The following is a 21213-nucleotide window of genomic DNA, read 5'->3' on the forward strand; positions in this document are numbered from 1 at the left end:
CCGTCGACGCTGGCGTCACGCAGGTCAGGTGACGGGGTGAGGCGCCTCCGGGGCCTGTTCGCGTGGGGCGCGGTGTACCTGCGTCATCGGGTGCTGAGTCGACCGACGCCTCGGCTCGCGAACGTGCGCGATCTTGCCGACGCGGGTCCGGGAATCGTCCGCGACGTCGCGTACCGGTCCGACGCGCCGATGGAGGGCGACGCGGCCCCCGGTGGAGCGTTGCGCTGGCCTCCGGCGACCGTGGTCGACCTGCGTGGGGCGGGGGAGAAGGCGCCGATCCACCCCCTCGCGGGCGAGTCCCGCATCGTGGCCGTCGATGTGCTCGACGCGGCGGCGTTCGCGGGTGGTGAGCGGGACTCCATGAGTTCGTTGGCGGAGCTGTACGCCGTGATGACGGCTCCCACGGCCGCGCCAGGGCTCACGCGAGTGGTCGGTGAGGTCGCGTGGGGTGAGGCCCCCGTCCTGGTGCACTGCTCCGCCGGAAAGGACCGCACCGGAATCGTCGCCGCGCTCACCCTGCGCCTGCTCGGAGTGGAGCGCGACCGCGTGGTCGCCGATTACGTGCTGACCCAGCACCACATGCCGCGTGTCCTCGCGAGGATGCTGTCCGGGAGCCGCAGCTCGATCGGTGGCACTCCGCTCACGTCGGTGCCGCACGAGATCCTCACCGCCCCGGCCGCAGCGATCGAGACCGTCCTGCGCGCGTGGGACGACCACGACGGCGGCGTCGAGGGCTGGTACCTCGCCCACGGCGGGGACAGCGAGACGCTCGCCGCGCTGCGCCGCCGTCTTCTCGCCTGAACCGCCCGCGCATCGGCCCGGCGGGCGCGCGGATGCTCACGAGGTGCCGCGAGCGCCCGAGCGCTGAGCGCGCCGCGTACCATGGACGGGTCCCACGCCGCCGTCCCCGAGGTACTCATGCGTGTTCTTGCCGCCCTGTCCGGTGGAGTCGACTCCGCCGTCGCCGCCGCGCGCGCCGTCGAGGCGGGACACGACGTGGTGGGAGTGCACATGGCGCTCAGCCGCAACCGGGACGAGTTCCGCTCTGGTTCGCGAGGCTGCTGCTCCATCGAGGACTCCCACGATGCTCGCCGTGCCGCCGACAAGCTGGGGATCCCGTACTACGTGTGGGATCTGTCAGAGGAGTTTCACGACACCGTGGTGAAGGACTTCCTGTCCGAGTACTCTGCGGGGCGCACGCCCAATCCGTGCGTGCGCTGCAACGAGCACATCAAGTTCGACACTCTTCTGGAGCGGGCTCAGGCTCTCGGCTTCGACGCCGTGTGCACCGGCCACTACGCGCGCATCGAGATCCGTGACGACGGTGTCCGAGAGCTTCACCGCGCGGCCGATGCGGCCAAGGACCAGTCGTACGTGCTCGCGGTGATGGGGCCCGACAAGCTCGCGCGCTCGATGTTCCCGCTCGGGACCGCGGAGACGAAGTCGGACGTGCGCGCCGAGGCCGCGGCCCGGGGCCTGGGAGTGTCGAACAAGCCCGACTCGTATGACATCTGCTTCGTCGCCGACGGTGACACCAAAGGTTTCCTGCAGCGCGCGCTCGGCGAGAGTCCAGGCGAGATCCAGGACGAGTCCGGAGCCGTCGTCGGTGAGCACACGGGCGCCTACTCCTACACGGTGGGCCAGCGCAAGGGACTCGGGATCGGCCGACCCGCCGCCGATGGGGCGCCGCGCTACGTCACCGGCGTCGACACGGCCCGCAACGTCGTGACCGTGGGTCCAGAGACGCTGCTGTCCGTGTCCACCCTCGAAGCCGATGCGGCCGTCTGGCTCGCGCCCGACGTGTCTGCAGACGCGCCCACGCGCTGCGAGGCCCAGGTGCGCGCGCACGGCATGCCGGTGCCGGGAACGGTGACGAGGGACGGCGACCGCATCGTGGTCGAGCTCGACGAGCCGATGCGCGGTGTGGCCGCAGGCCAGTCGCTGGTGGTCTTCGACGGCACCAGGGTGCTCGGGCAGGCGACGCTCGCCAAGCGCGAGGCCTGACGACGGGGTCTCGCTGGGCCCCACGTCCTGGACGTCGCTCCGGTGTCAGTGTGCACCGCCCGCACGACGGGTCCTGAGGAGACTGCGTCTGTCCCCACGCTGCAGATGGCTCGACAGCCACAGGCGCTCATGGTCGCGGCGGCCCGGCCTCGGGTGCGTCACGCGCCCGCGTGCGGCACGGACCTCGTGCCCCGATTGTGGCGCATGACGGTCCATATTTCGCATCAAGCAGCGCTATCGTAACGTTTTGATCAGTGTTGGTAACGAATCGGTATCGAAACGTTTTGCAAGCGCGTACGGAGTTTGACACTGCGGGGGCGGGGGGCATAGCGTGAACGCGATTCGTGGGAGCGCTCTCACGCAGGGGAGAGCGCTCTCATGGGTCCGATAAGAACCCTCATCACAAAGGAGTGGACGTGAGTTTCACGCGACGTAAGAAGACGCTGGCCCTGACCGCAGGTGCCGCGATCTTCGCTTTGACCCTCGCTGGCTGTGCCAGCGGCGACGAGCCCGAAGAGGGCTCGACTACCGACAACACTGCCGAGGCTGGCGACGGCACCAGCAACGAGCCCGTATCGCTGACGATCGCGACCTTCAACACGCCGGGCCTCTCGAACTCTGAGACTGACGCTGAGTACGAGTTCGACCTCATCGAGGAGTACATGGAGCTCAACCCTCACGTTGACATCACGTACAACCGCGCTGCGGAGTCGGGTGACGCTCGTGAGAACTTCTTCACCAAGCTCGGCCCCGGCGGTCTCGCCGACGTCGAGATGGTCGAGGTCGACTGGATGCCCGAGGTCATGCAGTACTCGGACCTCCTGACCGACCTGTCGTCCGACGCCGTCGAAGGCCGTTGGGTCGACTACGTCGAGGCCGGCGCTACCGACGCCGATGGCCGCCTGATCGGCTACGGCACGGACACGGGCCCCCAGGGCGTGTGCTACCGCGCCGACCTGTTCGAGGCGGCTGGCCTGCCGACCGACCCCGCGGAGGTCGCCACGCTTCTCGAGGGTGACTGGGACAACTTCTTCGCGGTGGGCGATGACTACGTCGACGCCACCGGCTCCGCGTTCTACGACTCGGCCGCCGGCGTGTGGCAGGGCATGATCAACCAGCTCGGAACCGCGTACGAAGACGCGGACTCCGGCGAGATCGTGGTCCTGGACAACCCCGAGGTCAAGGCGCTCTACGACCAGGTGACCGCAGCGTCCGAGACGCAGTCGTCGCACTTCGGTCAGTGGTCTGAGGACTGGTTCGCCGGTCTCTCGAACGGTGCCTTCGCGACGATGCTGTGCCCGCCGTGGATGCTCGGCGTCATCGAGGGCAACGCCCCCGACACCACCGACTGGAACCTCGCCAACGTCTACCCGAACGGTGGCGGCAACTGGGGTGGATCCTGGCTGACCGTTCCCGCCTCCGGCGCGAACATCGAAGAGGCCACCAAGCTTGCCGAGTGGCTGACCGCCCCCGAGCAGCAGGCCAAGGCGTTCGCCAACGCCGGCACCTACCCGAGCCAGGTCGCCGCGTACGACGACCCGGCCGTGACCGGCGCCGTGAACGCGTACTTCAACGACGCACCGATCGGTGAGATCTTCGCCGAACGTGCGGAGGCCGTCGTGCCGTCGCCGTTCAAGGGAGAGTTCTACTTCCAGGTGAACGATGCGATCAACAACGCGCTGACTCGCGTCGAGGAGGGCACGGATGACCCGGCCGCCTCGTGGGAGAAGGCTGTCGCTGACATCGAGGCGATCGGCTAACACCGATGCATGAGGTCCGGGCCGCCTCCTCCGGGAGGCGGCCCGGACTCATCCCCCCTGCTCCTGACCCTGCAAAGGAACCTCATGGCATCGACACACGTGGACGCGCCAGCGCAGAAGCACACCCTGCGCCAGCGTCTCGGCCGCTTGGACGTCAAGGCTTCGCCTTACCTCTACATCGCGCCGTTCTTCCTCATCTTCGGCATCTTTGGCTTGTTCCCGATCGCGTACACCGCGGTCATCTCCCTGATGGACTGGGACACCATCCGCAACTCTGGCGAGTTCATCGGCTTCGGCAACTTCGAGTACGTGCTCAACGACCGCAAGTTCTGGATCGCGATCCGCAACACCTTCTCGATCTTCGCCCTCTCGACGATCCCGCAGCTCATCATCGCGACGTTCATCGCCGCGATGCTGGACCACCACCTCAAGGCCAAGACGTTCTGGCGCATGTCAGTGCTGCTGCCTTACGTCGTGATGCCCGTTGCGGTCGCCCTGATCTTCTCGCAGCTGTTCGCTGACGAGTACGGCATCTTCAACCAGTGGCTGGGCATGATCGGCATCGACGCCGTGCAGTGGCACAAGGACCCGTTGGCCTCGCACTGGGCGATCGCCACCATGGTCAACTTCCGCTGGACCGGCTACAACGCGCTGATCCTGCTGGCGGCGATGCAGGCCGTGCCCCGCGAGCTCTACGAGGCCTCCGCGATCGATGGCGCGGGCAAGCTCCGCCGCTTCTTCTCGATCACCCTGCCGCAGATCCGTCCCACCGCGATCTTCGTGATCATCACGTCGACCATCGGTGGTCTGCAGATCTTCGACGAACCCCGGATGTACGACACCACGGGCAACGGCGGCGCGGACCAGCAGTGGCTCACGGTCGCGCTCCACATGTACAACACGGGTTGGGGCGAGCTGAACTTCGGTCGCGCGTCCGCGATCGCGTGGCTGCTGTTCCTGCTCATCGTCGTCTTCGGCCTGCTGAACTTCTGGCTGACCCGACGACTGGTTTCTTCTGACAAGACGGAGGGCAAGTGATGGCCCGCACACGTAAGCAGGGCGCTGCCAACATCCAGCGTCCCACCTGGTTCGTATACGGGGCACTGGCCGCGGTCCTCGTGGCCTCGCTCTTCCCGTTCTATTGGACGCTGCTGATCGGTTCGGGTGACGCGGGAACGCTCCGTGACCCGAACATGTCGTGGATTCCCGGCGGCAACTTCATCGACAACGCGATGAGGGTCATCGAGAACCCGGCCGTGAACTTCTGGAAGGCGCTCGGCAACTCGGTCATCGTCTCGACCACGGTGGCGCTGAGCACGGTCGTGCTCTCGACGCTTGCTGGCTTCGCCTTCGCGAAGCTGCGCTTCAAGGGCAGCAGCGTGCTGTTCGTCGCCGTCATCGCCACCATGGCCGTACCGGTGCAGCTCGGCATCGTCCCGCTGTACATCCTGATGGCCGAGTACGGCTGGACGGGCACCCTCGGAGCGGTCATCGTTCCGGCGCTGGTGACCGCGTTCGGCGTCTTCTGGATGACGCAGTACCTGCAGCAGGCGCTGCCGAATGAGCTCATCGAGGCCGCGCGTGTGGACGGGTGCAACATGATCCGCACGTTCTGGCACGTGGCCGTCCCGGCGGCGCGACCGGCTGCGTCGATGCTGTTCCTGTTCACGTTCGTGACAGCATGGAACAACTTCCTCTGGCCACTCATTATCCTGGACCAGTCGAATCCGACCCTGCCCGTCGCGCTGTCGATGCTGCAGGCGAACTACTTCGTGGACTTCTCGCTGGTCCTCGCGGGCGTGCTGTTGGCCACCGTGCCACTGCTCATCCTGTTCGTCTTCACCGGTCGCCAGCTCGTGACGGGCATTATGCAAGGTGCCTTGAAGGGCTAGTTCATGACACAGGTCCCAAGCGTCGACCCAAAGGTGGGCAGGCGTGAGCCATACGTGAGTGCTCGTCCCGCGCGCACCACGGGCAAGGACCGAGCCTACGTCCGGGCCGCTGCCCCCACTCTGGAGGCGGTGGCGGCCCGGGCGGGCGTGTCCCGCGCGACGGTGTCGCGTGTGGTGAACGGCTCACCCAAGGTGCATCCTGACAGCCGCGAGGCGGTGCGTCAGGCGATCGCTGAACTGGGTTACGTGCCCAACCGCGCGGCGCGTTCGCTCGTGAGCCAGCAGTCTCACGCGATCGCACTGGTCGTTCCCGAGGACATCACGCGGTTCCTGGGCGACGTCTATTTCGCGTCGATCGTGGCGGGCATCACCAGCAGGCTGGAACAGTCCGACTATGTGCTGAGCCTGATGGTCGCCAGCCAGGCGCCCGAGGGTAAGATGCTGCGCTACCTCGCCGGTGGAGCCGTCGACGGCGTGGTGGTGGTGTCGCACCACACGAGCAACCACTCGCTGCGCCAGATCAGCGAACTGATGCCCATGGTGTTCGGCGGGCGCTCGGCCATCCCTGGCGTGGACGCCTACGTGGTGGACGTCAACAACGTCGACGGCGCGGCCAAGGCCACCCAGCGTCTGATCGACCGCGGCTGCACCAGCATCGCAACCATCTCCGGACCGCTCTCGATGCACAGTTCACTGGACCGAGTCGAGGGCTGGCGGCGGGCGCTCCACGACGCCGGTCTGATGCCGGGACCCGTGGTCGACGGCGACTACTCGATGCTCGGCGGCGCCCGCGCGATGCGCGAGGTGCTGGCCACCTACCCCGAGGTCGACGGCGTGTTCGTCGCGTCCGACCTGATGACCAGCGGCGCGATGCCGGTGGTCCTCGAGAGGGGACTGCGAATCCCCGATGACATCGCGCTGGTCGGCTACGACGACAGCCCCGCCGTCGAAGCGTGCGAGATTCCCCTCACGACTGTGCGGCAGCCCTCGGAGGAGATGGGGCGCGAGATGGCGGACATTCTGCTGGCCGTGCTGTCGGGAGACACTGACCGTCCGCGCACCACGATCATGCCCACCACGTTGATCGTCCGAGAGTCGGCCTAGACCGTCACGACGATCTTGCCGCGGACGTGCCCGCCTTCGAGCTCGCGGTACGCCTCCACCGTGTTCTCGATCGGGTACGTGCCGGCGATCTCGACCCGCACGTGGCCCTCGTCGATGAGGGTCGCGAGCTCAGCGAGGTCGTCCGCATCGGGGCGCACCCAGATGTAGTGACCGCCGAACTCCGTCGCCGCGCGCGGATCCGCGACCGACGCCACCACGCCCTCCGGGGCGAGCAGCGCGACCGTTCCGTCGAGCGACGCGCCGCCCGCGAAGTCGATGATGGCGTCGTAGCCGTGCGGTCGCGCCTCGAGGGCTCGCTCGACCAGGCCGTCTCCGTACTCGAGGTGCGTCGCGCCCAAGTCGCAGACGTAGTCGTGGTTGCGGGCCGAGGCCGTGCCCACCACGTCGGCGCCGAGGTGTCGCGCGATCTGCACCCCGAAGCTGCCCACGCCGCCGCTCGCGCCGTGGATCAGCACGGTCGATCCGTGTCCCACTCCGGCGCGACGCAACGCCTGCAGCGCGGTGAGTCCGGCGAGCGGCACGGCTGCAGCCTGCGCGTGCGAGAGCGACGACGGCTTGCGGGCGGCGGTCCTCACCGGCACGGCGACGCGCTCGGCCAACGTTCCGCCTGACACCACGTCGGTGCGCGCGTAGGCGTACACCTCGTCGCCCACGGAGAACTCGGGCGTGTCGAGCCCGGCCTTCACGACCACCCCTGACACGTCCCACGCGGGAACCACGGGGAAGCGCGCGTCCAGCAGCCCCTCGAGATGCCCCTGCCTGATCTTGTAGTCCACCGGGTTCAGGCCGGCGGCATGCACCTCCACGACCATGACGTCAGGGCCGATGTGCGGCTCAGGGTGGTCGGTCAGGGCCAGAACGTCGGCACCGCCGAACTTGTCGTAGGTGATGGCTCGCATGGTCATGGCAACGCGCGGTGACCGCGCCCCCATTCCTGGGAGCACCGATCGCCGGAATGCGCGTATGATCCGGCCAGTTGTTGACGGTGGAACGACCGCACCCGACTGAGGAGACCCACGATGACGTACGTCGCCCATCCCGCCCGCTATGACGGCCCCATGCAGTACCGCAGGACCGGCCGCTCGGGGCTCGACCTTCCGGTGCTGTCGCTCGGGCTGTGGCACAACTTCGGGGACGATCGCCCGCGCGAGACTCAGCGCGAGATCCTGACCCGGGCCTTCGACATGGGTGTGACCCACCTGGACCTGGCGAACAACTACGGTCCCCCGTACGGCTCCGCCGAGCGCAACTTCGGCGAGATCATGAAGAGCGACCTCAAGCCGTACCGTGACGAGCTGGTGATCTCGACCAAGGCGGGCTGGGACATGTGGCCCGGTCCCTACGGTCAGGGAGGCGGCGGCCGCAAGTACGTGCTCGCCAGCCTCGACCAGTCGCTCGAGCGCATGGGGCTCGACTACGTCGACATCTTCTACTCGCACCGGTACGACGCGACCACGCCGCTCGAGGAGACCGCCGCCGCCCTCGACACCGCAGTGCGATCGGGCCGTGCGCTGTACGTGGGCATCTCGTCGTACGACGCCGAGCACACCCGCGAGATGGCGGGATTGCTGCGCGATCTCGGCACTCCGCTGCTCATCCATCAGCCCAGCTACAACATGCTCAACAGGTGGGTCGAGCACGAGGGGCTGCTCGATGCCGCGGATGAGGTGGGCGCTGGCGTGATCGCGTTCACCGCGCTCGCGCAGGGCATGCTCACCGACAAGTACCTCAACGGGATCCCCGAGGGCTCGCGTGCGGCGGAGGGCTCGTCCCTCGACAGCGCGTGGCTCACGGACGACGTGGTGCGGAGACTGCGGGCGCTCCACGACATCGCTGCGTCCCGCGGCCAGTCGCTCGCCCAGATGGCGCTGGCGTGGACGTTGCGCGACCCTCGCGTCACGTCGATCGTCATGGGCGCCAGCTCGGTGCGTCAGCTCGAGGACAACGTGGGCGCTCTCGACCGTCTCGACTTCAGCGACGCCGAGCTGGCCGCGATCGACGAGCACGCGACCGATGCGGGCGTCGACCTGTGGGCCGATGCGCGCAAGGGCGCTCTCTAGGGCTCCGCCCGCGGGGCTTCGCCCCGAAGTCCCGGAGCGAGCAGGTGCCACGCGCGCTCGGCGACGGCGTGGCGCTCGGAGCGCGGCGCGTGGCTGACCGCCATGGCCACCATGGCCACCGCGAGCATCAGGTCGTCCACCGAGGCGCCGGGAGCGCGGCCGACACCTGAGGCGGCGGCTTCTGACCATTTGCGCGCCAGGACCGCGCGCAGGCGCGCGTCGAACCCGGCGACGCGCGCATCGGCCCTCGCCACGGCGATGGTCTCGATGAAGGCCGATGCGGCCTCGGCCTGGTGCGTGACGAGGTCCAGGACGTCGCGCATCGTCGAGCCGGGCCTCTCTGAGAGCCGCTCGATCTCCACGAGGTTCTCCTCGAAGACCGCCACCGTGAGCGAGATGCGGTCGGGGAAATGTCGGTAGAGGCTGCCCTGGCCCACCCCGGCGAGCTTTGCGACGGCGGAGAGCGGAGCGTCGACGCCGCGCTCATCGAACACGGTCCGTGCCGCAGCGACGAGGGCCGCGCGGTTCTGCGGGCCCGCGCTCGGTCCGCGGTTCGTGCCTCGTGGGGTGGCCATAGCCTTAGGATAGATACCGGACAGCGTTGTCCGGAGTCGAGTGCATGGGAGGCACGCCGATGGTAGAGCAGACGTGGGATGAAGAAGTCGATCTCCTGGTCGCAGGGTCGGGGGCCGCGGCGATGAGCGCGGCGATCGCCGCTGCGGACGAGGGCCTGACGGTCTTGATCGTGGAGAGCACCGACAAATGGGGTGGCACCACGGCGATCAGCGGCGGCGGTCTGTGGATGCCGAACCATCCCGACATGGGCAAGGTGGGCAAGTCCGACTCGCGCGAGAAGGTGCTCGAGTACATGGACGCCGTCATCGGCGACGTGGGGCCAGCGTCGAGCGATGAGCGCAGAAGCGCGTACGTGGACGCCGTCCCCGAGGTGTTCAATGCCTGGCGGCGCTTGGGCATTCGGTGGGCGCTCAGCAGCGACTACCCGGATTACTACCCGGACAAGCCCGGCGGCATGGACGGCGGCCGGGCCATCGAGACTGAGCCCTTCGACTCCAAGCGGCTGGGCGGCTGGTTCTCCGCGTCACGGGCTCAGATCCCCGCGCCGCTCAAGACCGACGACATCTGGCTCCTGACGCGCGCATGGTCCTCGCGCACCGGGTTCGTGCGCGGTGCGCAGGTGGTGGGCCGCACTCTCAAGGGAGTCCTCGCAGGCAAGCGTCTCTACGGTCTCGGCGGCGCGTACGCCGGTCACCTGATGATGACCGTGCGCAAGCTCGGCGTCGAGGTGCGGCTGCGCACGCCGATCACGACCATCCTGAAGGACGAGCGTGGCGCCGTGGTCGGAGCGGAGGTGGCGGCTCCCGGAGGCACGATGCGCATTCGCGCCCGGGCGGGCGTCATGCTCGGCACCGGAGGTTTCGCGCGCAACACCGCGTGGCGCCAGAAGTACCACGGCGTTCCCGGCTACACGTCGGCGCCGGAGGGTGACCTGGGCACCGGCATCCAGGCGGGCATCGATGCGGGCGGCGACGTTGCACTGATGGACGACGCATGGTGGGGAGCCTCGGTGCCGATGCCGAACGGCGAGGCGCAGTTCGTCCTGAACGAAAGGTCCGACCCCTACTCGATCATGGTGGATCAGTCGGGCCGCAGATTCTGCAACGAGTCGGCGAGCTACATCGACGTGGGCCACGCGATCCTCGAGCGCGACAAGGAGGTCCCGGCAATCCCCAGCTGGCTGATCCTGGACCGCCGTCACCAGAAGAAGTTCCTCAACAACGTCGCGCTCACGGGACTGAAGAAGCTCAAGAAGGCAGGCATCGTCGTCGAGGCGGAGTCGCTCGAGACCCTCGCGGCTCGGCTGGGCATGGAGCCCGACGTGCTACGCGGCACCATCACGCGATTCAACGGGTTCTGTCAGACCGGGGTGGACGAGGACTTCGACCGCGGTCGCACCGCGTACGACAACTACTACGGCGACCCGTCGCTCAAGAACCCCAACCTCGGTCCCATCGAGAGAGGGCCGTTCCTCGCCTTCCAGATCGTGCCGGGAGACCTGGGCACCAAGGGCGGGCTGCTCACCGACGAGCACGCGCGCGTGATCGACACGGAGGGCGCACCCATCGAGGGTTTGTACGCGGCCGGCAACGCCTCCGCATCGGTGATGGGGCGCACGTATCCTGGCGCGGGGTCGACCATTGGCCCCGCCACCGTCTTCGGCTACCTGGGCGCGCGGCATGCGGCCGCCCGGGTGCGCAGCACAGTCTGATCGGATCGGGAGGGAACCATGTTCGGCAAGAAGGACAGCAAGAAGGACAGCGACACGCAGGCGCCCGTCTCCGAGACTGAGCCGGGCCAAGCCGCTGGCGTCCCGGGCACCACCGGCCTCGGCGGTGACACCAAGATCAAGGACTGGCTGGCGCATCCTCAGGGCGGGCCGGTGCTCCGGGAGATGCTCGCTCAGGCGGGCTCCGACGAGTCACAGCTCAAGCCGGTGCGGAACTTCGCCATGAAGCGGCTCATTCCCATGAGCAAGGGTCAGTTCACGGAGGAGAAGATCGCCCAGCTGGTGGTGAAGGCGGAAGCCTACGATCCGTCCACTGCCCCTGCTGAACCAGCCCACGCATCGGCCGCATCGGAATCGGACGAGGACGACGAGTTCGACCTTCCCGAGTTCGTAGAGGTCGTCACTGAGGGCAGGTTCGCCGGCAGGACCGTGATCGTGACGGGGGCGGGATCGGGCATCGGGCGTGCCACTGCATCGCGCATCGCTCGTGAGGGCGGGCGGGTGATCGCCGCAGATATCGACGGCTCGCGGCTCGCAGCGCTCGCGGAGGAGCTCAAGGGAGCCGATCTCGTCACGGTGGTCGCGGACATCACGCGACAGTCGGACGTGGATGCGCTCGTGGCCGCCGCTGGCGAGCGCATCGACGGCTTGGCGAATGTCGCCGGGATCATGGACGACATGACCCCGCTCCACGAGGTCAGCGACGAGGTGTGGGATCGCGTGATGGCCGTCAACGCGACCGGCATGTTCAAGCTGTCACGCGCCGTGCTGCCAGTGATGCTCGCGGCACATGCGGGCTCGATCGTGAACATCACCTCCGAGGCTGGCCTGCGCGGGTCTGCGGCGGGCCTGGCCTATACGACGTCCAAGCACGCGGTGGTGGGACTCACCAAGTCGAGCGCGTTCATGTATGGGCCGCAGGGGATTCGTGTCAACGCGGTCGCGCCCGGACCGGTCATCACGGGGATCGAGGCGAGCTTCGGCTCGGACCTGGGGGGCAGTCGCATCCGCACGGCGATGGCGGCGATGCCCGGCCCCGTCGGCCCCGAGTCGCTCGCAGCCTCGATCACGTTCCTGCTGTCCGACGACGGGCACAACGTCAATGGGGCGATCCTGCCCTCGGACGGCGGGTGGTCGGCGGTCTAAGGCGGTGCGCACGAGCCGTGCGGGGTGTGCCACGGCCGTGACGCACGAAGGCCCCGACGGTCGGCCGGAGCCGGCCGTCGAGGCCCTGAGTGGAGTCGCGCCCTACGAGGTCGCGACCTGGATGCGGCGGGGCTTGGCGGACTCGGCCTTGGGCACCGTGATGGTGAGCAGGCCGTCGCGGTACGCCGCCTCGATGTGGTCGGGGTCCACGCGGTCGGGGAGCCGCACCGCGCGGTGGAACCGCCCGAACCTGCGCTCCACGCGCTTGAAGCCGTCCGGGTTGGACTCCTCGTAGAAGTCGCGCTGGCCGGCCACGGTCAGCACGTTCTCCTCGATCGAGACGTCGACCTGATCGGGTGAGACCCCGGGGATCTCGACGTGAAGGGTGAACCCTTCCTCGTTCTCCTCGACGTCGAGGGCGGGGCTGAAGGCGCCCGCGAGCGCAGTGTCCGAGTCCCCGAAGAACTGGCGGACCATCCGGTTGAAGTCGTCCTGCCACAGCGACTGAGCCGTCGCCGGGACCGTCTGACGAGTGACCTCTCGTGCCATGGTGAACCTCCTGAAAGTGTCGTGTCACCGCCTCCTCGGCGGCGTCGGCGTCAAAGTTGAGCCGATGCCACTCATGTTAAGACTTGAGTCGGGGGCGCGCAACTCTTGCAGGGGCATGTTCGCTGAGGGAGATCGTGCTCGCGTGAACGACGAACCACTTCCGGTCGCGACACCCCGTCAGGGCAGGGTGTCGCGGTTCCCGGAGCGGCGTGTCGAATGAAAAGTGGTTCGCACTTCACGGGTGGGGCGGCCGATGCGCGGGCCGGCTGGGGGCCGCGCAGCTACAGTCCGGTGGCCTCGGACAGATCGCCTGGCTTGGGTCGCGACACGTGGCCCACGATGGTGACGGTCACGGTGATGAGCGCGCTCGCGAGCATGCCCACGGAGATGTCCACCTGCAGCAGCAGCGCCCCCACGCACGCGCCCGCGCCGATGAGCAGGATCGCGCCCATGCGACGCTTCCAGAAGTTGAGGCCCTCGCCGCCGGCGAACGAATCCGCAGCCAGCCCCGTGATGGTGGACGTGACCACCACGGTGGTGACGTCCTTGACCGCGATGTGACGGGCGACCGCGGCCTGCAGCCCCATGGCGGCGCCGAGCGCAGTGGTGATCGCGAAGGTGAGCACGTGCGGGAGCTCGGACTCGATGGCGGCGGTGATGGCCGAGGCGACCAGCACGGCCGAGACGATCGAGAACAGCACCGTGGTCTTGTGCGACCAGCCGGCGTCGAAGGTGCGCAGCGTGCGTCCGCCGACGGCCGCTCCGAGGAGGAACCCGACGAGAGCGAGCACAGGGCCCAGCACGGGCAGGCCGTCCACGCCGGTGAGGGCCATGCCGAGGATCACGACGTTGCCGGTCATGTTGCCGGTGAAGACGCGGTCGAGGCCGAGGTAGCCCACCGCGTCGATCACGCCGGTGGAGAACGTCAGGGCGAGCATCAGCCCCAGGTGCGTGCGGGCGACGTCTCGTCGCAGGGCGTCGCGCATGGCGGCCTCCTCGTGGATGATGGCCCCGCACCGGAAATGCGGTGGAGCCATCCTTGGCCGGGGCGCCGGTAGTCTCGAACAAGAGTAGGGCACCGACCAGGCGGGAGGCGTGAGGATGGGCGATTTCGCGGGCGTGCTGCAGCGGGGGGAACGGGTGCCGGAGGGTGCGGTCTACCTGCCGGCGGGACGCGACACCGCGCTGTGGGGTCGGATCCCCGCGAGGGGTGACGCGCCGGTGCTGACGGTCGATCCCGGCACCACGGTGGTGGTGGACACGCTCTCTCACGAGGGCCTGCTGCCGGATCAGGGTTCGGACCCGCGCGCCTTCTTCGGCAGCCACGGCGTGACGGCCGATGCGGTGCTGGCCGAGGTGTCCGAGTTCGCCGGGGCAGGGGGCCGCTCGGCGGAGGACGGCCCTCACGTCGTGACCGGTCCGATCGCCGTGCGTGGCGCGAAGCCCGGCGACCTGCTGGTCATCGACCTTCTCGACTTCACCCCGCGCGTGCCGTACGGCGTGATCTCGAACCGGCACGGCCGAGGTGCGCTTCCTGGCGAGATGCCAGCGGGGCCGGACAGCGTCAGCGTATTCACGCGCATCGGGAAGGACACCGCCGGCACGTGGCGCGGCTGGCTCCCGGGGCGTGACGGGGGGCGGCCGACCACGGGCTTCCCGCTGGCGCCGTTCATGGGCATTATGGGCGTCGCCACCGACACCGACGAGCGCGCCCATTCCGTGCCGCCGGGAGCGCACGGCGGCAACCTCGACATCAAGGAGCTGGTGGCCGGCACCCGGCTCTACCTGCCGGTTCAGGTGCCCGATGCGCTCGCGTATCTTGGCGACCCGCACTTCGCCCAAGGCGACGGCGAGGTCGCACTGACGGCGCTGGAGGCCTCGCTTCGCGCCACGGTGCGGTTCGATGTGGTGCCGGAACGTGAGGCGCTGAGGTCCTTCGGCGAGCTGGCGAGCCCACTCGGTGAGTCGACTGACTATCTGATGCCCACCGGACTCGACGCGGATCTGGACGAGGCCATGCGCGCGTGCGTGCGGCAGTCCGTGGCGATCCTCGCCGCGCGCTACGGCATGGAGCCTCACCTGGCGTACGCGTATCTGAGCGCGGCGACCGACTTCCGCATCTCCCAGGTGGTGGACCTCGTGCAAGGAGTGCATGCGATGATCCGTACGAGCGACTTCGAGGCGGTGCCCGGTGAGTGACCCGAGCGAGCACCCTGCAGAGGACATCGCTCACGACCTCCAGGGGGTTGTGGGCCTGCCGGACGGCGTCGAGCCGCCCCCGCAGTTGTTCGACGCGTTCTGGGCCTACGAGGCCGCGCTGATGGACGACGACCTCGAGCGCCTGGGTGCGTTCTTCGCGACCGGACCCGACGTGATGCGCGGCGATGCCAGCGGGCTGCTGGTGGGACGCGAGAACATCGACCGGTTCCGGACCGGCCGCGGGGGAGCGCCCGCGCGCACGGTCACCGAGATCCAGGTGCGTCCCATCACGGAGACCCACGCGTACGTGACGTCGGTCAACGCACCGGACAAGGGCGGTCGCGGGCTCGTGACGCAGCTGTGGGAGCGCTGCGGGGACCAGGACGCCACCCCTGGCGGCTGGGTCATCACCGCCGCGCACGTGAGCGCGCCGCCGCCCGCGATGGACACGCGGATCTGGCGCGTGCTCGGATCGCCGCTGGTGCCAGCGACCACCTCCGACGGCCCCCTCGCGGGCGTGACCGTCGCGGTCAAGGACATCGTCGCCGTGCCAGGCCAGCGCATCGGCGCCGGGGTCCCGGCCTACCTCGCCGAGGCGACGGTCGAACAGCGCCCGGCCGATGCGCTCGCCGCGCTGCTCAGCGCCGGCGCCTCCGTGCGGGGCATCGCCCAGACCGATCAGTTCGCGTACTCGATCGCGGGCAAGAACGCCGCGTACGGAACGCCCTCGAACCCGGCCGCACCAGGGTCCATCCCTGGCGGCTCGTCGTCTGGCCCGGCGACCGCCGTGGCAAGTGGCCAGGCGGACCTGGGGCTCGGCACGGACACGGCGGGCTCGATCCGCGTGCCGGCGTCCTACCAGGGGCTCTGGGGCCTCCGGCCCACGCACGGCGCAGTCTCGCTCACCGGCGTGCTCCCGCTCGCCCCCTCGTACGACACCCCTGGATGGCTCGCACGGGACGGGCGCGTGCTGCTCGAGGCTGCTCGTGCGTCCCTGCCCTCGGCGTCGCAGCGGCCCCTGGCCTCTCGCCGGGCCCTCGTCGACCCCCGCCTGTTCAATGCCGTAGACGACGAGGTGGGCATCACGCTGCGCAGCGTCGCGCACGATAGCGCTGACCGTCGCATTCTCGACCCGCTCGAGCACGTCGAGCTGCCCGCCCCCGACGAGCTGTTCCGCATCTTCCGGTACACCCAGTCCGCGGAGGCCGCGAGGTCATGGCAGGAGTGGATCGACCGCCACCCGGGCGCGCTCGCGCAGGACGTCGCCGAGCGATTCGCCTGGGCCGCATCGGTCACGCCCGAGCAAGAAGAGGAGGCGCTGGAGGCCAAGCGCCAGGCTCGCGAGGCCATCGACGCCGCGCTGGGCGACGCGATCCTGCTGCTCCCCTCGGCGAGCTCCGTCGCACCGCCGCTGGACGCGTCGGTCGAGCGCCTGCAGGAGGTGCGCGAAGCGACCCTCGGGATCACCGCCGTCGCCGGGATCACCGGGCGGCCCGCGCTGTCCGTGCCGCTGCTCCAGTGCGACGGAGGGCCCGTGGGACTCAGCCTGGTGGGCCCGCGCGGCAGCGACCTCGTGCTGATCGACATCGCGCTGGAGTGGGTCGACGCGCTCAGGTGACAGCGCGGCGCGACTCCGCCCGCGCATCGGCCGCATTCAGGAAACCCGTAGGTAACCCGGGCTTGGCATGATGGGCAGGTGACCATACCTGGATCGATCAACCCACCGCCGCGACTGCTCATGGGGCCCGGCCCCATCAACGCGGATCCGCGCGTGCTGCGAGCCATGTCCGCGCAGCTGGTGGGCCAGTACGACCCGTGGATGACGGACACCATGAACGAAGTCATGGACCTCTACCGGCAGGTGTTCGTCACTGACAACCTGCACACGATGGTCGTCGACGGCACCTCCCGCGCCGGCATCGAGGCATCGCTGGTGTCGCTGCTCGAGCCGGGGGACAGGGTGCTGGTGCCGATCTTCGGGCGGTTCGGGCACCTGCTCGCGGAGATCTGCCGCCGTGCGGGCGCCGATGTCCACACCATCGAGACCGAGTGGGGTCGCGTGTTCACGGAAGAGGCGCTCGAGGCGGCGATCTCCGATGTCAGCCCCAAGGTGGTCGCGATCGTTCACGGCGACACGTCCACCACCGTGGCGCAGCCGCTCGAAGGGCTGGGCGACCTGTGCGAGAAGCACGGCGCGCTGCTCTACACCGACTGCACCGCGACGCTGGGCGGCAACGAGTTCCGCGTCGACGAGTGGGGCATCGACGTCGCCACGGCTGGCCTGCAGAAGTGCCTGGGTGGCCCGTCGGGCTCCGCGCCCGTGACGTTCTCCGAGCGCGCCGCCGCGGTCATCGAGGGGCGCAAGTCCATCGAGGAGGGAATCCGCGACGAGGGCGACCCCGTCTCGGCGCACCCCATCCGCTCCAACTACCTCGACATGGCGCAGATCTTCGATTACTGGTCCGAGCGGCGCCTCAACCACCACACCGAGGCGACCACCATGCTGTTCGGGGCGCGCGAGTGCGCCCGGATCCTGCTCCAGGAGGGCCTGGCCGAGTCCTGGACCCGGCATCAGCTGCACGGCCGCGCGATGCTGGACGGCACGAGCGCCCTGGGGCTGGAGCCGTTCGGTGAACTCGCCTACAAGATGACCAACGTCGTGGGAGTGAAGATCCCTGACGGAGTGAACGGGGATGCCGTGCGGGGCGCGATGCTCGAGGACTTCGGCATCGAGATCGGCACCAGCTTTGGCCCCTTGCACGGCAAGATCTGGCGCATCGGCACCATGGGCTACAACGCGAGGACCGATGCGGTGCTGCAGACGCTCGCGTCGCTCGAGGCTGTGCTCAGGCGAGCCGGGCATCGGGCGCCTGCCGGTGCTGGCGTGGATGCGGCGTACGAGGTGTACGGGGCATCAGCGTGAGTCAGCACGACGCGGCGGAGGTGCTCGCGCGCTGCGACACGCTTGCGGACATCTCGGCTGCAGTCGACGGCATCGAGCGCAGCTACCTGACGCCCGAGCACGCGCGCGCCAACTGGACCGTGGGCGAGTGGATGGCCGATGCGGGCCTCACGGCCTGGCAGGATGCAGCTGGCAATCAGCGGGGCACCTTGGCGGGGCCCACGGCCGATGCGCCGGTCCTGCTGCTGGGGTCTCACCTGGACACCGTTCCCGGCGCCGGTCGCTACGACGGCGTGCTGGGCACGCTGATGGCCATTGCGGCCGTGGGGCGGCTGAGGGCGCGGGGTGTCGCGTTGCCGTTCGGCATCGAGGTGCTCGGCTTCGCGGATGAGGAGGGGACCCGCTTTGGTCGGACCCTGCTGGGATCGTGCGCCGTGGCAGGCACCTGGGAGGACGGGTGGTGGGGGCTGCAGGACGCGCACGGAGTGACGTTGCATGACGCCTTCATCGCCTTCGGGCTGGACCCGTCGCGCGTGGGCGACGCCTCGTTGGTGGGGCGTCCGATCGTGGGGTACCTCGAGGCGCACATCGAGCAGGGACCGCTGCTGCAGGACGCCGAACGGCCGTTGGGTGTGGTGCGCGGCATCATGGGCGCGCGACGGTTCGAGCTGGAGATGATCGGCGAGGCGGGTCACGCGGGCGGCATGCCCTACGGGCGCCGGCGCGACGCCCTCCTGGGGGCGTCCGAGGTCGTGACTGCGGTCGAACTGCTGGCGCGCGACGCCCGTGCGGTCGGCACCGTGGGCCGGTTGCAGGCGTTCCCCGGGGCCATGAACGTGATTCCAGGCCGCGTGGAGTTCTCCCTGGATCTGCGTGCCGAGACCGACGCGGTGCGCGACCGGGTGTGGAACGAGATCGCGGAGATGGGACTCAAGGCGGCGGCCGCGCGCCAGCTGTCCTTCGGCGTGCAGCAGGTGCATGAGGCGCGCGCCACACAGGTGGGGGAACGGCTGGCACTCGCGGTCGAGGCCGGCATCCGTTCGACGGGCGACGCTGAGCCGATGTGGCTGCTGTCCAAGGCCGGCCACGACGCCATGGCGATCGCGGACCTGTGCGACTACGCCATGCTGTTCATCCGTTGCAAGGACGGCATCTCGCACCACCGCGACGAGGCCGTCCGCGCGGACGACGTCGAGATCGCGCTGGACGCGTTCGAGGCCGCGATCCTCGCGCTGGCGTCTACGGCGTAGCGGGAGAGCGCTGGGGCTCGGCGACCCGGGGCATCTCGAGGATGGCGGTGGTGCCGCTGACGCCGTCCGATTCGAGGCGCACCGCGAAGTGGTGTCGACCGGCGAGCTCGCGCACCATCGCCAGTCCCAGCCCCACCCCGGGAACCTGGTTCTCTGTCGCGAACGTGCCGCGGTGGAAGCGCTCGAACACCCCGTCCAGCTGGTCGGGGGGGATACCGGGTCCCTGGTCGGTGATCGCGATGCGCACCACGGAATCGGTGAGTTCGACCTCGACCTCGACGGATGCACCTTGGGGACTGAACTTGACCGCGTTGCTCAGCAGGTTGATCAAGATCCGCTCGAGGTCCGCCCGCACGCACACCACGTATGCGGGCACAGTGTCGTGCATCCGCAGGCGCACGCCCCGATGGAGTGCTCCCGTGTGGACGTCCTGCACGGCCTCCTCAGCCACCGTGGTGACGTCGCACGGTCCCGGCTGGGAGCGCGAGGTGGTGGTGATCGCGAGGATGTCCTCGACCAGCCCGCCGAGCCTGCGTGCGTTGCGCTCCACGATCTCCAACTGGCTGCGTTCGGCCGGCTCGAGTTCCGCCTCGTCCAGGAGGATCTCCACGAATCCCAGGATGCTGGTGATGGGTGTTCTCAGCTCGTGGCTGACCGAGGCGACGAAGTCGTCACGCTCGCGGTCGACGGCACGCAGCCGCTCTGCCGCCTCCCGCTCGTCCTGCAGCGCCCGTTGGAGTGCCCGTTCGCTGTGGAGACGCTCCGTGACGTCCTGGACCTGCACCGTCACGAGCGTCTCGTCGTCGTCGGAGGAGGTGCGCGTCACCGTCAGGCGGAGCGTGCGGTCGCGCACCGTGACCTCGACGCTTGTGGGGTCGTGGGTGGGGGATCCGATGGACTCCTCCACCGCATCGAGCACCGACCGGGTGGCATCGTCCACGGGCAGCAGTGGGACGGCTGTCGTCGAGGCGGGGTTCGGCGCGCTGGCGACGTGCTCGCCGAGCTCCAGGACGGCGCGGGTGTTGCTCTGGATCACTGACACGTTGCCCGCTCGGTCCTCGCGCAGCATGAGCATGCCGATGGGAGCCCCCACGATGCCGGTGCGAAGCAGCTGCTCGCGACGCTCCGCACGGGCGGCACTCACCATCTGCTCCAGTCGCGCCGCAGAGACGTACAGCGAGGACCCCACGAGCGTCAGGAGAAAGGCCTGCACGACGAACCGCCGGTTGAGCTCCTGCCACGACGGGTCGGCGAAGGGCCCACCCCCAAAGATCGTCAACGTGGTGGTGGCGGCGACCACCAGCACGAGCTCGATCGCCAGCGCTCGCGTCGAGAGCGTGAACGCCGCCCACATGAGCACGGGGAAGAGTACGAACTCGAGGGGCAGCTGGTTCGCCGGTGAGAAGACGAAGGCGACGACGGCGGCGAGGACGACGGGTTGGACCCAGCGGTAGGCGGGGCCGCGAGACCGGGCCTCTGGCCCCCATGCCAGCGCCATGGGCACGATCGCCAGGATCGCGGAGACGTGACTCGTGAACACCGAGAGCGCGGTGGAGCCAAAGTCGTCGACTGACAGGATGGCCACCGAGAGGCCGGCGAGAATCGCGCCCACGAGCGCTCCCGCCGAGGCGGCGATGACGAGCGACGACACCTCACGCACCGAGGTGAGCCGAGGCGTGCGTGCCTGCCGGGTGAGCACCAGCACCACGAGGTATGTCTCGATGGCGTTCGCGATTCCAAAGGCGATCGACAGGTCGACGGCCCGTCCCGCGACCATGTTTGACAGCGATGCCACCACCGCGACGCCCACGGCGGCGACGATCCGCCATCGCCGTGGCATCATCAGGATCGCGATCGTGGCGGCGCCCGCGGCTGGCCACCACGCGGACGTGCTCTCTCCGAGAGTCGCCAGCTCCACGGCGGCGACGCCGAGCACGAAGGTCACGGCCAGCATCGCTGCATAGCGGGATGCCCCCAGGCTGCGACTGCGGGTTGCGACTGCCATGCGCGTGACCTCCATT

18 protein-coding genes are annotated in these 21213 nt (G+C 69.1%); 13 read left to right on the forward strand and 5 right to left on the reverse strand.

Features of this window, described 5'->3' with window-relative positions:
* Positions 1 to 36: 36 nt before the first annotated feature.
* From AOP72_RS03130 to AOP72_RS03155, 6 genes are all read left to right on the forward strand, one after another.
* The gene (locus AOP72_RS03130) at positions 37 to 801 is read left to right on the forward strand and encodes a tyrosine-protein phosphatase (protein WP_062132248.1); all 765 of its coding nucleotides are present in this window, start codon (positions 37 to 39) and stop codon (positions 799 to 801) included.
* 117 nt (positions 802 to 918) lie between these two features.
* A complete protein-coding gene (gene mnmA, locus AOP72_RS03135) occupies positions 919 to 2004 on the forward strand; it encodes a tRNA 2-thiouridine(34) synthase MnmA (RefSeq protein ID WP_062136766.1) in 1086 nt (361 codons plus the stop codon).
* A gap of 416 nt (positions 2005 to 2420) precedes the next feature.
* The gene (locus tag AOP72_RS03140; protein ID WP_062132251.1) at positions 2421 to 3764 is read left to right on the forward strand and encodes an ABC transporter substrate-binding protein; all 1344 of its coding nucleotides are present in this window, start codon (positions 2421 to 2423) and stop codon (positions 3762 to 3764) included.
* Positions 3765 to 3848: 84 nt separating this feature from the next.
* The gene (locus AOP72_RS03145; RefSeq protein WP_062132254.1) at positions 3849 to 4802 is read left to right on the forward strand and encodes a carbohydrate ABC transporter permease; all 954 of its coding nucleotides are present in this window, start codon (positions 3849 to 3851) and stop codon (positions 4800 to 4802) included.
* Positions 4802 to 5656: a carbohydrate ABC transporter permease gene (locus AOP72_RS03150; RefSeq protein WP_062132257.1), complete on the forward strand. Its 855-nt coding sequence runs from the start codon at positions 4802 to 4804 to the stop codon at positions 5654 to 5656. Before AOP72_RS03145 ends, AOP72_RS03150 begins: the two co-directional genes overlap by 1 nt.
* A gap of 3 nt (positions 5657 to 5659) precedes the next feature.
* Positions 5660 to 6760, forward strand: coding sequence for a LacI family DNA-binding transcriptional regulator (locus AOP72_RS03155; RefSeq protein WP_084631201.1), 1101 nt, complete (start codon positions 5660 to 5662; stop codon positions 6758 to 6760).
* Here AOP72_RS03155 and AOP72_RS03160 read toward each other — a convergent pair.
* Positions 6757 to 7680: an NADP-dependent oxidoreductase gene (locus tag AOP72_RS03160; RefSeq protein WP_062136770.1), complete on the reverse strand. Its 924-nt coding sequence runs from the start codon at positions 7678 to 7680 to the stop codon at positions 6757 to 6759. The two genes, AOP72_RS03155 and AOP72_RS03160, sit on opposite strands and share 4 nt — an antisense overlap.
* Positions 7681 to 7800: 120 nt before the next feature.
* On the opposite strand from AOP72_RS03160, the gene mgrA reads away from it, so the two are divergent.
* A complete protein-coding gene (gene mgrA, locus AOP72_RS03165; RefSeq protein ID WP_062132261.1) occupies positions 7801 to 8841 on the forward strand; it encodes an L-glyceraldehyde 3-phosphate reductase in 1041 nt (346 codons plus the stop codon).
* On the opposite strand, the gene AOP72_RS03170 is transcribed toward mgrA, so the two are convergent.
* Positions 8838 to 9416: a TetR/AcrR family transcriptional regulator gene (locus tag AOP72_RS03170; protein ID WP_062132264.1), complete on the reverse strand. Its 579-nt coding sequence runs from the start codon at positions 9414 to 9416 to the stop codon at positions 8838 to 8840. The two genes, mgrA and AOP72_RS03170, sit on opposite strands and share 4 nt — an antisense overlap.
* A 59-nt stretch (positions 9417 to 9475) precedes the next feature.
* On the opposite strand from AOP72_RS03170, the gene AOP72_RS03175 reads away from it, so the two are divergent.
* On the forward strand, positions 9476 to 11128 hold the full coding sequence (locus AOP72_RS03175) for an FAD-binding protein (RefSeq protein WP_062136776.1): 1653 nt from the start codon (positions 9476 to 9478) through the stop codon (positions 11126 to 11128).
* A gap of 18 nt (positions 11129 to 11146) precedes the next feature.
* Positions 11147 to 12292 (forward strand): SDR family NAD(P)-dependent oxidoreductase, encoded by a 1146-nt coding sequence (locus AOP72_RS03180; RefSeq protein ID WP_084631203.1) that lies wholly within the window; start codon positions 11147 to 11149, stop codon positions 12290 to 12292.
* 102 nt (positions 12293 to 12394) lie between these two features.
* Here AOP72_RS03180 and AOP72_RS03185 read toward each other — a convergent pair whose 3' ends face one another.
* Positions 12395 to 12841: an Hsp20/alpha crystallin family protein gene (locus AOP72_RS03185; RefSeq protein ID WP_062132267.1), complete on the reverse strand. Its 447-nt coding sequence runs from the start codon at positions 12839 to 12841 to the stop codon at positions 12395 to 12397.
* Between the two features lie 281 nt (positions 12842 to 13122).
* Positions 13123 to 13827, reverse strand: coding sequence for a YoaK family protein (locus AOP72_RS03190; protein WP_062132270.1), 705 nt, complete (start codon positions 13825 to 13827; stop codon positions 13123 to 13125).
* Positions 13828 to 13942: 115 nt separating this feature from the next.
* On the opposite strand from AOP72_RS03190, the gene AOP72_RS03195 reads away from it, so the two are divergent.
* The 4 genes from AOP72_RS03195 (at position 13943) to AOP72_RS03210 (ending at position 19192) form a co-directional block, all read left to right on the forward strand.
* Complete coding sequence (locus AOP72_RS03195) at positions 13943 to 15040, forward strand: acetamidase/formamidase family protein (protein WP_062132273.1); 1098 nt, start codon at positions 13943 to 13945, stop codon at positions 15038 to 15040.
* Positions 15033 to 16658 carry an AtzH-like domain-containing protein gene (locus AOP72_RS03200; protein ID WP_062132276.1) on the forward strand — a complete coding sequence of 542 codons (1626 nt, stop codon included), beginning with the start codon at positions 15033 to 15035 and terminating at the stop codon, positions 16656 to 16658. Before AOP72_RS03195 ends, AOP72_RS03200 begins: the two co-directional genes overlap by 8 nt.
* Before the next feature lie 78 nt (positions 16659 to 16736).
* Complete coding sequence (locus AOP72_RS03205; protein ID WP_369345467.1) at positions 16737 to 17963, forward strand: pyridoxal-phosphate-dependent aminotransferase family protein; 1227 nt, start codon at positions 16737 to 16739, stop codon at positions 17961 to 17963.
* Positions 17960 to 19192 carry an allantoate amidohydrolase gene (locus tag AOP72_RS03210; protein WP_202965637.1) on the forward strand — a complete coding sequence of 411 codons (1233 nt, stop codon included), beginning with the start codon at positions 17960 to 17962 and terminating at the stop codon, positions 19190 to 19192. The genes AOP72_RS03205 and AOP72_RS03210 overlap by 4 nt, the downstream gene beginning before the upstream one ends.
* Here the strand turns inward: AOP72_RS03210 and AOP72_RS03215 are convergent.
* The gene (locus tag AOP72_RS03215) at positions 19182 to 21197 is read right to left on the reverse strand and encodes a sensor histidine kinase (protein WP_193746341.1); all 2016 of its coding nucleotides are present in this window, start codon (positions 21195 to 21197) and stop codon (positions 19182 to 19184) included. The two genes, AOP72_RS03210 and AOP72_RS03215, sit on opposite strands and share 11 nt — an antisense overlap.
* Positions 21198 to 21213 lie beyond the last annotated feature (16 nt).

This window comes from Demequina aestuarii, from assembly GCF_000975095.1.
In the GTDB taxonomy this organism is placed as follows: domain Bacteria; phylum Actinomycetota; class Actinomycetes; order Actinomycetales; family Demequinaceae; genus Demequina; species Demequina aestuarii.

Bases quoted from the DNA above. Each gene is read 5' to 3' on its own strand.
- mnmA (WP_062136766.1), top strand. From the start codon at position 919: ATGCGTGTTCTTGCCGCCCTGTCCGGTGGAGTCGACTCCGCCGTCGCC.
- AOP72_RS03145 (WP_062132254.1), top strand. From the start codon at position 3,849: ATGGCATCGACACACGTGGACGCGCCAGCGCAGAAGCACACCCTGCGC.
- AOP72_RS03150 (WP_062132257.1), top strand. From the start codon at position 4,802: ATGGCCCGCACACGTAAGCAGGGCGCTGCCAACATCCAGCGTCCCACC.
- AOP72_RS03155 (WP_084631201.1), top strand. From the start codon at position 5,660: ATGACACAGGTCCCAAGCGTCGACCCAAAGGTGGGCAGGCGTGAGCCA.
- AOP72_RS03160 (WP_062136770.1), bottom strand. From the start codon at position 7,680: ATGCGAGCCATCACCTACGACAAGTTCGGCGGTGCCGACGTTCTGGCC.
- mgrA (WP_062132261.1), top strand. From the start codon at position 7,801: ATGACGTACGTCGCCCATCCCGCCCGCTATGACGGCCCCATGCAGTAC.
- AOP72_RS03170 (WP_062132264.1), bottom strand. From the start codon at position 9,416: ATGGCCACCCCACGAGGCACGAACCGCGGACCGAGCGCGGGCCCGCAG.
- AOP72_RS03175 (WP_062136776.1), top strand. From the start codon at position 9,476: ATGGTAGAGCAGACGTGGGATGAAGAAGTCGATCTCCTGGTCGCAGGG.
- AOP72_RS03180 (WP_084631203.1), top strand. From the start codon at position 11,147: ATGTTCGGCAAGAAGGACAGCAAGAAGGACAGCGACACGCAGGCGCCC.
- AOP72_RS03185 (WP_062132267.1), bottom strand. From the start codon at position 12,841: ATGGCACGAGAGGTCACTCGTCAGACGGTCCCGGCGACGGCTCAGTCG.
- AOP72_RS03190 (WP_062132270.1), bottom strand. From the start codon at position 13,827: ATGCGCGACGCCCTGCGACGAGACGTCGCCCGCACGCACCTGGGGCTG.
- AOP72_RS03195 (WP_062132273.1), top strand. From the start codon at position 13,943: ATGGGCGATTTCGCGGGCGTGCTGCAGCGGGGGGAACGGGTGCCGGAG.
- AOP72_RS03215 (WP_193746341.1), bottom strand. From the start codon at position 21,197: ATGGCAGTCGCAACCCGCAGTCGCAGCCTGGGGGCATCCCGCTATGCA.